Source organism: Paenisporosarcina sp. P4_D4 (assembly GCF_056401835.1).
In genome coordinates this window covers 23,953-37,521 of sequence record NZ_JBFUIO010000012.1, presented here as the reverse complement: position 1 = coordinate 37,521, position 13,569 = coordinate 23,953, and the positions used below count along the sequence as shown (strand labels likewise).

The 13,569-nt window shown below is 43.5% G+C and carries 14 protein-coding genes; 12 read left to right on the top strand and 2 right to left on the bottom strand.

Annotation, left to right across the window (positions count from 1 at the left end):
- Positions 1-48: 48 nt before the first annotated feature.
- Together AC1DSL_RS05450 and AC1DSL_RS05445 are read left to right on the top strand one after the other, a co-directional pair.
- Entirely contained in the window at positions 49-318 is a 270-nt protein-coding gene (locus AC1DSL_RS05450; RefSeq protein ID WP_477531450.1) for an RNA polymerase sigma factor, read from the top strand.
- Positions 319-433: 115 nt separating this feature from the next.
- Complete coding sequence (locus AC1DSL_RS05445) at positions 434-955, top strand: cupin domain-containing protein (RefSeq protein ID WP_477531449.1); 522 nt, start codon at positions 434-436, stop codon at positions 953-955.
- 462 nt (positions 956-1,417) lie between these two features.
- Here the strand turns inward: AC1DSL_RS05445 and rluF are convergent, their stop codons facing one another.
- Positions 1,418-2,122, bottom strand: coding sequence for a 23S rRNA pseudouridine(2604) synthase RluF (gene rluF, locus AC1DSL_RS05440; protein WP_477531448.1), 705 nt, complete (start codon positions 2,120-2,122; stop codon positions 1,418-1,420).
- Positions 2,123-2,290: 168 nt separating this feature from the next.
- Here rluF and AC1DSL_RS05435 point away from each other — a divergent pair, with 168 nt between their 5' ends.
- From AC1DSL_RS05435 to AC1DSL_RS05415, 5 genes are read left to right on the top strand one after another with little or no spacing between them, the layout of a single operon-like run.
- A complete protein-coding gene (locus AC1DSL_RS05435) occupies positions 2,291-2,974 on the top strand; it encodes a Crp/Fnr family transcriptional regulator (protein WP_477531472.1) in 684 nt (227 codons plus the stop codon).
- Between the two features lie 51 nt (positions 2,975-3,025).
- Positions 3,026-3,235 (top strand): hypothetical protein, encoded by a 210-nt coding sequence (locus AC1DSL_RS05430; protein WP_477531447.1) that lies wholly within the window; start codon positions 3,026-3,028, stop codon positions 3,233-3,235.
- Between the two features lie 49 nt (positions 3,236-3,284).
- Entirely contained in the window at positions 3,285-3,407 is a 123-nt protein-coding gene (locus AC1DSL_RS05425; protein WP_231391084.1) for a cytochrome C oxidase subunit II, read from the top strand.
- A gap of 16 nt (positions 3,408-3,423) precedes the next feature.
- On the top strand, positions 3,424-3,891 hold the full coding sequence (locus tag AC1DSL_RS05420; RefSeq protein WP_342542520.1) for a cytochrome c oxidase subunit II: 468 nt from the start codon (positions 3,424-3,426) through the stop codon (positions 3,889-3,891).
- Position 3,892: 1 nt separating this feature from the next.
- Positions 3,893-5,545: a b(o/a)3-type cytochrome-c oxidase subunit 1 gene (locus tag AC1DSL_RS05415; RefSeq protein ID WP_477531446.1), complete on the top strand. Its 1,653-nt coding sequence runs from the start codon at positions 3,893-3,895 to the stop codon at positions 5,543-5,545.
- A gap of 457 nt (positions 5,546-6,002) precedes the next feature.
- On the opposite strand, the gene AC1DSL_RS05410 is transcribed toward AC1DSL_RS05415, so the two are convergent.
- On the bottom strand, positions 6,003-9,218 hold the full coding sequence (locus AC1DSL_RS05410) for a hypothetical protein (protein ID WP_477531445.1): 3,216 nt from the start codon (positions 9,216-9,218) through the stop codon (positions 6,003-6,005).
- Positions 9,219-9,637: 419 nt separating this feature from the next.
- On the opposite strand from AC1DSL_RS05410, the gene adh reads away from it, so the two are divergent.
- The 5 genes from adh (at position 9,638) to fosB (ending at position 13,196) form a co-directional block, all read left to right on the top strand.
- Complete coding sequence (gene adh / locus AC1DSL_RS05405) at positions 9,638-11,158, top strand: aldehyde dehydrogenase (RefSeq protein WP_477531444.1); 1,521 nt, start codon at positions 9,638-9,640, stop codon at positions 11,156-11,158.
- 18 nt (positions 11,159-11,176) lie between these two features.
- Positions 11,177-11,542: a DUF779 domain-containing protein gene (locus tag AC1DSL_RS05400; protein WP_477531443.1), complete on the top strand. Its 366-nt coding sequence runs from the start codon at positions 11,177-11,179 to the stop codon at positions 11,540-11,542.
- A 245-nt stretch (positions 11,543-11,787) separates the two neighbouring features.
- Positions 11,788-11,994 carry a hypothetical protein gene (locus AC1DSL_RS05395; RefSeq protein ID WP_477531442.1) on the top strand — a complete coding sequence of 69 codons (207 nt, stop codon included), beginning with the start codon at positions 11,788-11,790 and terminating at the stop codon, positions 11,992-11,994.
- Positions 11,995-12,018: 24 nt separating this feature from the next.
- Complete coding sequence (locus AC1DSL_RS05390; RefSeq protein WP_477531441.1) at positions 12,019-12,786, top strand: NUDIX domain-containing protein; 768 nt, start codon at positions 12,019-12,021, stop codon at positions 12,784-12,786.
- A complete protein-coding gene (gene fosB, locus AC1DSL_RS05385) occupies positions 12,783-13,196 on the top strand; it encodes a metallothiol transferase FosB (protein ID WP_477531440.1) in 414 nt (137 codons plus the stop codon). The genes AC1DSL_RS05390 and fosB overlap by 4 nt, the downstream gene beginning before the upstream one ends.
- Positions 13,197-13,569: the final 373 nt, after the last annotated feature.

Below are 13,569 nucleotides of genomic sequence, written 5' to 3'. Positions count from 1 at the left end.
TGTACAAAACGCGTGTGGGGTATTGAGGATTTAAAGGGGTGTGACTAGATGACTACTGAAGAGTGTTTGATCATCGGATTTTCTAACCAGGAACAACAGTCTTTGATTGAACTATATAATCGCTACTCTCGGTTGTTATGGAAAATATCGTACAGAGTTGTTGCTGATGAAGCTATCAGTGAGCAAATTGTACGCGGAGTCTTTCGGGATGCATGGGAAAATCCAGAGAAATTTAATAACGGAAAAAAATTATCAACTTTAATGATTGAATGTTGTCTATCACAAATCGATACACTCATCATCCAGAAGATTTCCTGACTAAAATGTCGATAAAAACACTTTAAAAAATGTTCCACGTGGCACATTTTGTCGAAAGGCATTGAATCCATTTCTTTTATAGCGGATGATGAATGTATTAGGGGGAGGGAGAGAAATGATGACAAAACGAAATGCATCCTATTACATAGAACATTTAAACATGGAAGCGCACCCAGAAGGGGGACACTATACACGGAGTTTCTACTCGGAAGAAAAAATGGAAACGTCGGATAGCAAAACAAGAAATCTCTACACGACAATTTACTTTTGCTTAAAGAGTGGCGAAGTATCCCACTTACACCGACTTCAATCGGACGAATTATGGTTTTTCCATGACGGAAGTCCACTCACTGTGCACGTGATACACCCGAATGGTGAATATACAGCTCAGAAATTAGGGTTGGACTTTAATAACGGGGAAAAGCCACAGGTACTCGTACCTAAAGGAGCAATATTCGGTTCCTCAGTTGATCTTGAATCCACATTTTCTTTGGTCGGTTGTATGGTGTCGCCTGGTTTTGATTTCGATGATTTCGAGCTCTTTACGCAAAAAGAATTACTAGAATTATATCCTCAACAAGAAGAGGTCATTAACAGAATGGCATATAAAAAAATAGTGGATGGCAATTACACGTGACAATCACATATCGTTTTTATGAAGGGCCTCAAGATTTACATCGGCAAATTGAATTTTGGAATGCTTGTACGAAACTACTTCCTTTTGCATGGAAGCCGACATTGTCCCCGAATCAATTCATGAAACAACAACAATTCGCAAACACGATGTTTTGCCTATAATGGTGAACTTTGTGTAGGGTATCCTTGGGTTTTACCAGGTATATCTTTTTAATTCTTTCGCACGACTATCAAGTAATTCACGACTAAAGAAATTAGGTTTTAAGGAGTAAACTGAAGATGTCATGATGATGAAGAAAAGCGATCCTAAAGAATAGGACCGCTTTTTTTCATTATTTTGGGTAAAATTAGCCAGAAGGTGCCTGACTGACCTCGTCAGTCCCAAAAGTCTCCGCGTATTAGTGCACCGTTTATATTAAGTGTATGAGTTATCGATAGCATTGCATCGCCTCCTACTACTCTATTACCTTTTTGGTGAATAGTTAAGCGTACTGAATAGTTCTTCCAACTCCACTTTCGTTAAATCACGCCATTCACCGACAGTAAGACCGTCCACATGAATATTCATGATTCGAATACGTTGCAAACCTTTGACTTCGTAACCCAGTGATGTACACATGCGGCGGATTTGACGGTTCAATCCTTGTGTTAGCGTAATTTTAAACATTTGAGAAGAGAGTTTTTCTACTTTACAAGGTAATGTTTTGGTGTCTAAAATCTCTACGCCTTCAGACATTTGTTTAACAAAATCCTGTGTAACGGGTTTGTCCACTTTAACGATGTATTCTTTTTCATGCTCATTTTCAGCCCGCAATATTTCGTTTACAATATCTCCATCGTTTGTCAATAAAATCAATCCATGCGAATCTTTATCGAGTCGGCCGATATGAAAAATACGTAAAGGATGATTGACGAAATCAACGATATTTCCTTTAATATGTCGTTCTGTTGTACTGGTAATGCCTACGGGTTTATTAAGAGCGATGTAGACATACGGCTCTTCATGTTTTACCGGTTTGCCATCGGCACGCACATCGTCTCCAGGCTCTACTTTGCTTCCAAGTTCAGCTTTTTTCCCATTGATCGTAATGCGTCCGTCTTCTATCCATTTATCAGCACCGCGTCTTGAGACAATACCAGCTTCACTTAAAAATTTATTTATGCGCATATCATCACCTGCTTCATTTAGTATGTTAATTATACCCCATAATGAACTCCTATATGAGATGGAAGGGGAATCTCAATCGTGCAGATGGTACTATCCAATAGAAAAGGTTCTATGGTACTCTTTACCCAAGAGAAAACGAAGAAAGGAGTGTTTTGATTGAAAAAAGGGATGGTTGATACGTCCGTTGAACTGAAAGAGTTGCTCTCCATACGACACATTGTGAAAACGTATAATAAAGACTCTTATTTGTTCCAAGAGGGCGACCCCATCAAAGGGATATACTTCATCCGAACCGGAAAAGTTCAAATTGGGAAAGTTACACCTGAAGGTCGAGAATTGACGTTAAGGATTTGTGGACGCAATCAGTTCGTTGGGGAATTCACGCTCTTTGCCGAATCAGCCAAATATATGTTGGATGCCAAGGTCATGGAAGATGTGGAATGCATCAAGATAAGTGTCGACGATCTGGAAGAAGAGCTGACCCATAATGCCAAGCTTGCCGTTTCCTTTATGAAGTGGATGGGTATCAATCACCAAAAAACACAGACCAAATTCCGTGACCTCCTGTTGCATGGTAAAAAAGGAGCGCTTTACTCAACGTTGATTCGCATGACGAATAGCTATGGAGTACCTAACAAAAAGGGCATCATGATCGACATGACGCTTACCAATCAAGAACTTGCTAATTTTTGCGGCATGACACGTGAAGTAGTGAATAGGCTGCTGAGTGACTTAAAAAAACAAAACATACTTTCCACGGTGGATGGAAAGATGCTGATACACGACCTTGATTATTTAAAAGACGAAATCAATTGCGAAAACTGCCCAATTGCTTTTTGTAAAATTGATTAAAGAAGTGATTTACCTCAAAGGTAAATTGCTTTTTTTTGTGGGGAAAATTAGGTGAAACCGATTAAAACAGGTTTGATGCCGATTAAAATCCAGTTCATGCCGATGAAATTACCAGTGATGCCGATTAAACTGAGTTCCATTCCGATTAAATTCAATCACCCTCGATTTACTCCACAGCCCTATTCCAATTTTGACAAATTATCGACACTCACTGTAAATAAACCTTCGAGTGTGACTTATATCACAGTCCCTAAACCATGAATGGCCTACGCTGAATATAAGTTATAAAAACGTGAAGAGGTGAATGAGATTGAGTAAAAAAAATCAATCGCCAGAGTTGAATTTAAAAGGAACGCTGATCAGTGTTTTTTCAGTTGGCATCATTATTATCGTCATGTGGTTTGTCGTTTATTTCATGTATGTAGCAAGATGAAAAGGAGTAGATTTAAATGCATTTTCATAAATATGAAAAGATTTGGCTTGTATTTGGCCTAGTCTCATTAATCGTGTTTTTAAGTATAGTCGGAGTAAGCGCATTCTCTCACGGCCACACACCATCGGGAGGAATGGATACAATTGATCCTAAAAAAGTAAATGAAACTGCGCCATTTGATCACCCTGGCGTTACTCAGATAGATGACGATACGTACCAGGTAGCAATTGTGGCATTGGCGTTCGGATACAATGCACCTGAACTTAAAGTACCTGCAGGAAAAGAAATCATTTTTAAATTAACTAGTACAGACGTCGTTCATAGTTTTACGATTGATAATACGAAAGTAAATATGATGGTGGTTCCAGGTCGGATTACTACAAAATCTTATACATTCGATAAACCAGGTAAATATTTAATTCTTTGTAATGAATACTGCGGTGCTGGTCACCACATGATGTCCACAGAAATAGAGGTGTATTAAGATGATTGCTGCACAAGATCGTAAGTTGGCTTTATGGAATATCGGAGTTGCATACATCGCATTTCTAATTGGAACATTATGCGGATTATTACAAGTTTTCATACGAAACGATGCTCTCCAATTACCTAGTTGGTTGGATTATTATCAAATATTAACGGCACATGGCGTATTGCTTGCACTTATATATACTACTTATTTCATTTTCGGTTTCTTTATTACTGGTATGAGTAAAAGCCTTGGAAGCTTCGGTCCGAAAGTTCGACGCGTTTCCTGGATTGGTTTTGCAGTCACAACAATCGGCACTATTTTAGCAACAGCTATGATTATTTCTGGGGAAGCTTCAGTTCTATATACGTTCTATGCTCCGTTGAAAGCAAGTGGTTGGTATTATGTAGGATTGGCATTGTTTGTAGTAGGTACATGGATTAATAGTTTTGCATTGGTAGGACATTATCTCGTCTGGAGAAAAAAACATAAAGGACAATTAAGTCCACTATTTGCTTTCATGACCATTACGACAATCATCCTGTGGATCATCGCTTGTCTAGGTGTGGTAGCCACAGTTCTATTCCAATACATCCCTTGGGCGTTTGGCTGGGTGGATACGATTAACGTGGAACTAAGTCGCTCTTTGTTCTGGTATTTCGGTCATCCGCTTGTGTATTTCTGGTTGTTGCCAGCTTATATGGCGTGGTATGTAATAGTTCCGAAACTAATTGGAACGAAAGTTTTCAGTGATTCATTGGCTCGTTTGTCATTTGTGTTATTCATTCTTTTCTCTATTCCAGTAGGGTTCCATCACCAATTAACGGAACCAGGGATTTCGAACTTCTGGAAGTTCCTTCAAGTCGTGTTGACATTCATGGTTATTATTCCATCTTTAATGACGGCGTTTTCTATGTTTGCGACATTCGAGATTTCAGGACGTAAAAAAGGAGGGAAAGGATTATTCGGCTGGTTCACGAAACTTCCTTGGAAAGACGTTCGCTTTACATCAATTTTTATAGCAATGGCTTTCTTTATTCCTGGTGGAGCGGGAGGAATCATCAACGCAAGTTTCCAGTTAAACGAAGTCGTCCACAACACATTATGGATCGTCGGACATTTCCACATTACTGTTGGGACACCTGTAGCGATGACTTTTATGGGGCTGACATTTTGGTTAATTCCATACTTAACAGGACGTAAATTCTCAAAGTCTATGCAAAAGCTAGGATTCATTCAAATTATTACATGGACTATCGGTATGCTCTTAATGTCCACTTCGCAACATATTTTAGGTCTTTTGGGAGCACCGAGACGCACTGCATATTCCAATTACAATAATCATCCTTCCGCAATGGAATGGTTTGATGGGATAATTACGAATCATGTAACGATGGCAATTGGAGGCAGCATTTTATTCCTATCTGCCATGATCCTGATTTATATCGTCGTGATGTCGATGTTTTTATCACCAAAAGCCGTACGTGAAGAAGACTTTGTCGAGTTTCCAATGGCGGAAAGTGACAAAGAAAACACACCGAAATTTTTGGAAAACTGGTGGATTTGGATTGGCATCGCATTCGCATTAATCATTATCGCCTATGCTATACCGCTAACTGGCATGATTCACCATGCACCTCCTGGTTCAGAAGGATTCAAAACATGGTAGGAGTTGAATGAAATGGTCTTAATGCTGATATGTTTCTTTGTTGTAATTACTTTAGTGGTCGGAATGCTAGTAGAAGTTAATGAAATAGAAGAATAAGGAAAAAAGGTTTGTAGCGAAAGAGTTCGCAGCAAACCTTTTTTTAATTTGTTAGACAATGATTATGTAACTTTGTCCTATTGATGTCTAACAAAAAGTATTTTTAGAAATGAGCAAGTTAAAAATGAACTGGATATTATAAACATGAATCGTGAAATCTATTACTAGTTTCATGTTTTTTACGATTGACTCTGTCTACTTTTACTGTTGATTTTTTAATCATGTTTCGAAGCTAGAGTAGCTATGCAGAAACAGAAACAGGTTTTCTTATGATTAAAAAAGTGTAGCTTCTTGCGTTAATAAACAATAAAAAAGCTCCCGGGATGGAAGCTTTTTTTGAAAGTCTAGAATTTTTTTCTCATTATCCAATTTGTGTAATAACAAGATGAGCTGATACAGGCTCTGACCCTCCGGCGGTAGGAGTAATTGTCAATGCAGTGGATGCACTTTGAGGATTTCGTACGGTGATGATTGAATTAGTGACATTTGTTTGCACTAGTGCCATCCCTACTATCTGAGTAGTGCCGGTTGCACGACCGACTACAGTATAAGGTAATTCAGTAGATCCCGATCCCGAATCAAGAGTTAAAACTAGTTGCCCGGCTTCTGTTATGCTCACTTGAAATAAAACTTGATAAGTTCCAATAGCTGACAAATTAAATGAATCACCGCTGATACGAGTAATCCTTGATCCAGCTAAGGTAGGTCCATTTTGAGGGAAATCAACATCTTCACCTGCACCAACTGTTGTAGCATTATCACCAGGCATCAAAGCATAAAAATCTGCAAAGTCTAGTATGCCTCCTTTTCCAGCAGGCCCAGTAGCCCCAGTAGGTCCGGCCGGTCCAGTAGGCCCAGTAGGCCCAGTAGGCCCAGTAGGTCCAGTAGCACCGGTAGCACCAGTAGGTCCAGTAGCTCCAGTAGCGCCGTCAGCGCCGGCAGGTCCAGCAGGTCCAGTAGCTCCAGTAGCCCCATTAGCACCGTCAGCGCCGGCAGGTCCAGTAGGTCCAATAGCTCCAGTAGCTCCGTCAGCACCGGCAGGTCCAGCAGGTCCAGTAGCTCCAGTGGCTCCGTCAGCACCGGCAGGTCCAATCGGTCCTGTAGCTCCAGTGGCTCCGTCAGCACCAGCAGGTCCAGTAAGTCCAATCGGTCCAGTGGCTCCGTCAGCACCGGCAGGTCCAATCGGTCCGGTAGCCCCAGTAGCCCCAATTGGCCCAGTAGCTCCATCTACACCATCAGCACCAGCAGGTCCAGCAGGTCCAGTAGCGCCAGCAGGCCCCATTGGTCCAGTTAGCCCTGTTGATCCAGCAGGTCCAATCGGTCCAGTGGCTCCGTCAGCACCGGCAGGTCCAATCGGTCCGGTAGCCCCAGTAGCCCCAATTGGCCCAGTAGCTCCATCTACACCATCAGCACCAGCAGGTCCAGCAGGTCCAGTAGCGCCAGCGGGCCCCATTGGTCCAGTTAGCCCTGTTGATCCAGCAGGTCCAATCGGTCCAGTGGCTCCGTCAGCACCGGCAGGTCCAATCGGTCCAGTAGCCCCGGTGGCTCCAATAGCCCCGTCAGCACCAGCAGGTCCAATTGGCCCGGTAGCCCCAGTGGCTCCAATAGCCCCGTCTGCGCCAGCAGGTCCAATCGGTCCGGTAGCCCCAGTAGCCCCAATTGGCCCAGTAGCTCCATCTACACCATCAGCACCAGCAGGTCCAGTAGCGCCAGCGGGCCCCATTGGTCCAGTTAGCCCTGTTGATCCAGCAGGTCCAATCGGTCCAGTGGCTCCGTCAGCACCGGCAGGTCCAATCGGTCCAGTAGCCCCGGTGGCTCCGATAGCCCCGTCAGCACCAGCAGGTCCAATCGGTCCGGTAGCCCCAGTAGCCCCATCTACACCATCAGCACCAGCAGGTCCAGTAGCGCCAGCGGGCCCCATTGGTCCAGTTAGCCCTGTTGATCCAGCAGGTCCCATCAGTCCAGTAGCGCCGGTAGCCCCAGTAGGTCCCATCGGCCCAGTAGCGCCGTTAGCCCCAGTAGGTCCCATCGTTCCAGTAGCGCCGTTAGGCCCAGTGGGTCCCATCGGTCCAGTAGCCCCGTCAGATCCAGCAGGTCCAATCGGTCCAGTAGCTCCGTCAGTTCCAGCAGTTCCAGCAGGCCCAGCAGGTCCCATTGGTCCAGTAGCCCCGTCAGATCCAGCAGGACCAGCAGGTCCCATTGGTCCAGTAGCCCCGTCAGTTCCAGTAGGTCCCATCGGTCCAGTAGCTCCGTCAGATCCAGCAGGCCCAGCAGGTCCTATTGGTCCAGTAGCTCCGTCAGTTCCAGCAGGCCCAGCAGGTCCTATTGGTCCAGTAGCTCCATCGGTTCCAGCAGGCCCAGCAGGTCCAATCGGTCCAGTAGCTCCGTCAGTTCCAGCAAGCCCAGCAGGTCCTATTGGTCCAGTAGCTCCATCGATTCCAGCAGGCCCAGCAGGTCCCATTGGTCCAGTAGCCCCGTCAGTTCCAGCAGGTCCTATTGGTCCAGTAGCTCCGTCAGTTCCAGCAGTCCCAGCAGGTCCTATTGGTCCAGTAGCTCCATCGATTCCAGCATGCCCAGCAGGTCCCATTGGTCCAGTAGCTCCGTCAGATCCAGCAGGTCCCATCGGTCCAGTAGCCCCGTCAGATCCAGTGGGTCCCATCGGTCCAGTAGCTCCAGTAGCGCCAGTACGCCCAATCGGTCCTCTAGTTCCGGCAGGTCCTCTAGTTCCCACAGGTCCTCTAGTTCCCGCAGGTCCTCTAGTTCCCGCAGGTCCAGTAGCCCCGTCAGATCCAGCAGGTCCCATTGGTCCAGTAGCCCCGTCAGATCCAGCAGGTCCCATCGGTCCAGTAGCCCCGTCAGATCCAGCAGGTCCCATCGGTCCAGTAGCCCCGTCAGATCCAGCAGGTCCCATCGGTCCAGTAGCTCCGTCAGATCCAGCAGGTCCCATTGGTCCAGTAGCTCCGTCAATTCCAGAAAGTCCAATTGCAGTAGCGCCAGCAGGCCCAGCAGGCCCAGTAGCCCCAGTACGCCCAATCGGTCCTCTAGTTCCCGCAGGTCCTCTAGGTCCCATCGGTCCAGTAGCTCCGTCAGTTCCCGCAGGCCCAGCAGGTCCCATCGGTCCAGTAGCTCCGTCAGATCCAGCAGGTCCCATCGGTCCAGTAGCTCCGTCGGTTCCAGCAGGCCCAGCAGGTCCTATTGGTCCAGTAGCTCCATCAGATCCAGCAGGTCCCATTGGTCCAGTAGCTCCGTCAGTTCCAGCGGGTCCCATCGGTCCAGTAGCTCCGTCAATTCCAGAAAGTCCAATTGCAGCTGGTCCAGCAGGCCCAGCAGGCCCCATCGGTCCCGCAGGTCCTCTAGGTCCCTGTGGCCCCCTATCCCATTTATATTCATTGGAATGGCTATATTCTTTATCAATATTTTCGGAATGATGATAGTTGCTTTCAGCATGTACTTGATGATGATGATGTTCATGTTCATGTTCATGTTCACTATGGTTATGTGTATGTCTCAAACTTCTATCAATTTCATTTTTATGATGAATACTATTGTAATTTCTTCTTTTTCTATAATTATTCATTAGTTCACCTCCCTTCTTGCAAGATAGTTTATAATATGTGCGCCATTTGCATGAGAGATAGGCAGACTATTAATAAAGATTTCAAACTATCAGGGTGTCTACTCCAATTTAAAATTCGAGAAGATACTTGAGGGTTTCTATCTATATAATCACCGGTATTTGTTAAGAGTTGATGAAAAAAAAGAGTAGGAATGGAAGGGAACTTCTCTAAACGTCCGAAATACACTGTCACACCTTTAATTTCTTTAGAAGATTTATATAGTATTAATAGTCTTGGGCATATTTCATAAACAAATATGTTGTAAAATTCGGTGTTATCTGACTATATTTGAGGTACAGACTTCTTAATTTGTATGAATACTAGATTATGAAATCGCATACAAATAATGAGTTGGCCAAATTAAAGGGGGAACTTGAGAATGGTATATGCATTTCCAAACACTGAGGGTTCAATTGTTACTTTTAAAGAGAAATATGATAACTATATTAACGGGCAATGGACTGCTCCTGTTAAAGGTGAATATTTTGATAACGTGACACCAGTTACGGGTAAAAGTTTCACTCAAGTTGCTCGCTCAACATCTGAAGACATTGAACTAGCATTAGACGCAGCACATGAAGCAAAAGATGCTTGGGGGAATACGTCTGTAGCTGAACGTGCAAATATTTTAAATAAAATTGCGGATCGCATGGAAGAAAATTTAGAGGTGCTGGCTGTCGCAGAGACTTGGGATAACGGAAAAGCAGTACGTGAAACATTGAATGCTGACTTACCACTTGCGATCGATCATTTCCGTTATTTCGCTGGTGCCATTCGTGCGCAAGAAGGATCTTTAAGCCAAATCGATAACGATACAGTAGCGTATCATTTCCATGAGCCAATCGGTGTGGTTGGACAAATCATTCCTTGGAACTTCCCATTGTTAATGGCAGTTTGGAAGCTTGCACCGGCACTTGCTGCAGGAAATTGTGTTGTGTTGAAACCAGCTGAGCAAACACCAGCTAGTATTCTAGTATTTGCTGAACTAGTGGGCGATTTATTACCACCAGGTGTTATGAACATTGTAAATGGTTTCGGTTTGGAAGCTGGTAAGCCACTTGCATCGAATCCACGTATTGGCAAAGTTGCTTTCACTGGTGAAACAACTACAGGCCGTATGATCATGCAATACGCTTCACAAAACTTGATTCCGGTAACATTGGAACTTGGCGGTAAGTCACCGAACATTTTCTTCGAAGATATTATGGACCAAGACGATGCTTTCCTTGATAAAGCGGTAGAAGGCTTTGTATTATTCGCATTGAACCAGGGGGAAGTATGTACATGCCCTTCACGTGCACTAGTCCAGGAATCTATCTATGATAAGTTCATGGAAAAAGTATTGGCTCGTGTTGAAGCAATCAAGACAGGGAACCCACTTGATCCGAATACGATGATGGGTGCACAAGCTTCAAGTGAACAATTGGAAAAAATCTTGTCTTACTTGGATATCGGGAAACAAGAAGGCGCAGAATGCTTAATCGGTGGAGAGCGCAATAATATTGAAGGCGAATTCGCTGGTGGATATTATGTGAAACCAACTGTCTTCAAAGGAAATAACAAAATGCGAATCTTCCAAGAAGAAATCTTTGGTCCAGTTGTTTCAGTAACAACTTTCAAAACCCAAGAAGAGGCACTTGAAATTGCTAACGATACTTTATACGGACTTGGAGCAGGTGTTTGGTCACGTAATATGAACACAGCATACCGTTTCGGTCGTGCGATTCAAGCGGGTCGTGTTTGGACAAACTGTTACCATGCTTACCCAGCACATGCTGCGTTCGGTGGATACAAAATGTCAGGTATCGGTCGCGAAAACCACTTAATGATGTTGAATCACTACCAACAAACTAAAAACCTACTTGTTAGTTACAACGAAAACAAATTAGGATTCTTTTGATCGAAAGGGGAATGACCAATGATTGAACGCGTTACTGCAACGGACGCCACGCTTGAACTGATCGAGTTATTGAAAAGCAAGCACGGTCCTGTCATGTTCCACCAATCAGGAGGTTGCTGTGACGGGTCTGCACCAATGTGCTACCCGGAAGGTGATTTGATAGTGGGAGATCAAGATGTACTACTCGGTTCAATCGGCGACAGTCCCTTCTATATGCATAAGAGCCAATACGACTACTGGAAACATACTCAGTTAATTATTGATGTGGTAGATGGTCGAGGCGGCATGTTTTCACTGGAAGGCGTGGAAGGGAAAAGGTTTCTGACCAGATCTCGCGCGTTTACGGCTGAAGAGAATAAAGAAATTCAAGCAAGCTCAAATTAATAGTTTTTGAAAACCGTAATGTTTCGAGTGAAAACTTGAGGCATTGCGGTTTTTTTGTTGGGTAAAATTGGGCGGAAGGGAATACACCCCTCGTGAAAAGGAACAAACCAAATTGAAAGGGAATAAATGCTGCGCAAGAGAATTAAAGGGGATTTCCTAGTGTTTGTAGAAAAGTTATGAAATAGATTTAACCCGAACTCATAAGAGACGGATAAAGTACAATCAACTAAAAGGAGTGATACCGGATGGGCTACATATTTTTAGCAATATTAATCGGTGTGATTGCTTGGACACTTTGGAGACTGGGAACTAAACGTCGCTTACCAATGAATCATTACATGCCATTTGATGATGCAATGGAAGGAAAGAAAGATGATAATAATGCGTCATCGCTTCACGATACAAAGCATGAGATGGAATATGAAGAAACCACACCTAAAAAAGAAGAGTAATCTTTAATTGAAAGCGGGTATCGTATGCTATTTCGAAGAAAAATGTACACTATTAAACCTGAAATGCTGGAGACGTTTAATCACTTTTTCCACACCTATTTATTGCCGAATCAATTGACGCATGGTGCGCGTTTAATAGGGCGTTGGGTGAACGGGGATAAAACAGAAATTATGGCTATGTGGGGTTACCGTGATCGCGAGGATTTTGAGCGTGTGGATCAAGCGATTCGGGTTTCTGAACTTCATGAAACGGCACAAAACTTCCGAAAAAAATTACCACCATTATTTGAGACAAGCTCTGAAGATTTTATGGAATGGACAGGTGATTATTCAACCCCGCGATATGTGGTGGCGGTCTCTGCGTTCATTCAAAATGAAGCGGGGGAAGTATTGTTGGTTCGAAATGGTCACAGATCCGATACATATGAAATGCCAGGGGGACGAGTCGAACCGGGTGAGAGTTTAAAAAAAGCCGTTGCAAGAGAAGTTTTCGAAGAAACGGGAATCCATGCGGAGATTGGGGACATGGTCGGCGTTTATCAAAATGTCACTAGCGGAGTCTTTTGTATTGTATATGCAGGGAAGGCGGTAGCAGGGACACCTACACCTCAACCGGGCGAAACGATAGACGTACAGTTTGTTGAATTGAATGAAACGAATATCAGCGAATGGGTTACAAGAGAGCAATTTGCTACTCGTATTCATGATGCCATGAAACCTGGAAATGTCGCATACGAATCGTACGAAACAAAACCTTATCGTTTGCTTGAACGAGTGGATAGTAAGGAATGAAAATAAACCATTTGTTGTTTTCCGTTTCTGATTTGGAAAGTTCTATTAGATTTTATGAGGAAGTATTTGGAGCCAAGCTAATGATGAAAGGCAGAAAAACAGCGTATTTTGATTTAGAAGGTGTATGGCTAGCGCTGAACGAGGAAACCGACATTCCACGTAATGAAATAAAGGAATCCTACACACATATGGCTTTCACAATTACCGAGGATGAATTTGAAGAAACTCTAGTCAGACTGAACCAATTGAACGTTTCGATTTTGCTTGGCAGGGAGCGGGATGAGCGGGATAAAAAGTCCATTTACTTTGAAGACTTGGATGGACATAAGTTTGAATTTCACACGGGCACATTGCAGGATCGACTGGAGTATTACAAGAACGAGAAAGAACATATTGAGTTTTATGGCTAATCTTGAGAATGAGTTTTAGAAAGTAAAAAAGAAAGCTGAACATGGTTGGAATTTAATGTTCATGGGACTGAAGGAATTAGTTGAGATTGGAAAAGTTAGCTATACAGGATAAAAAACGTTTGAGCAATCAAAAGTAGTTTTAGAATACTTGAATAAGAACAAACAGGACGCTTTCTTTAGTAAGAAGGCGCCTGTTTTTTGACTGATGCTTGAGGGTGCTTTCACTTCACGGTAGCCTTTTAATCTTACTTAAGAACTAACTAATTCCCACTATAGTAAGGAGGCAATTGGCCTCACTATGTGCAGACAAACTTCCTCGTTCAACTTTATAGGATATAGTATAAATACCTTCTCCAGCACTTTGACGAGGGGG

What these genes read in the sequence shown, in the direction of transcription:
- rluF (WP_477531448.1), bottom strand. Translation starts at nt 2,122, where the DNA reads ATGCGCATAAATAAATTTTTAAGTGAAGCTGGTATTGTCTCAAGACGC.
- AC1DSL_RS05445 (WP_477531449.1), top strand. Translation starts at nt 434, where the DNA reads ATGATGACAAAACGAAATGCATCCTATTACATAGAACATTTAAACATG.
- AC1DSL_RS05390 (WP_477531441.1), top strand. Translation starts at nt 12,019, where the DNA reads ATGCTATTTCGAAGAAAAATGTACACTATTAAACCTGAAATGCTGGAG.
- fosB (WP_477531440.1), top strand. Translation starts at nt 12,783, where the DNA reads ATGAAAATAAACCATTTGTTGTTTTCCGTTTCTGATTTGGAAAGTTCT.
- AC1DSL_RS05395 (WP_477531442.1), top strand. Translation starts at nt 11,788, where the DNA reads ATGGGCTACATATTTTTAGCAATATTAATCGGTGTGATTGCTTGGACA.
- AC1DSL_RS05435 (WP_477531472.1), top strand. Translation starts at nt 2,291, where the DNA reads ATGGTTGATACGTCCGTTGAACTGAAAGAGTTGCTCTCCATACGACAC.
- AC1DSL_RS05415 (WP_477531446.1), top strand. Translation starts at nt 3,893, where the DNA reads ATGATTGCTGCACAAGATCGTAAGTTGGCTTTATGGAATATCGGAGTT.
- AC1DSL_RS05400 (WP_477531443.1), top strand. Translation starts at nt 11,177, where the DNA reads ATGATTGAACGCGTTACTGCAACGGACGCCACGCTTGAACTGATCGAG.
- adh (WP_477531444.1), top strand. Translation starts at nt 9,638, where the DNA reads ATGGTATATGCATTTCCAAACACTGAGGGTTCAATTGTTACTTTTAAA.
- AC1DSL_RS05420 (WP_342542520.1), top strand. Translation starts at nt 3,424, where the DNA reads ATGCATTTTCATAAATATGAAAAGATTTGGCTTGTATTTGGCCTAGTC.
- AC1DSL_RS05450 (WP_477531450.1), top strand. Translation starts at nt 49, where the DNA reads ATGACTACTGAAGAGTGTTTGATCATCGGATTTTCTAACCAGGAACAA.
- AC1DSL_RS05410 (WP_477531445.1), bottom strand. Translation starts at nt 9,218, where the DNA reads ATGAATAATTATAGAAAAAGAAGAAATTACAATAGTATTCATCATAAA.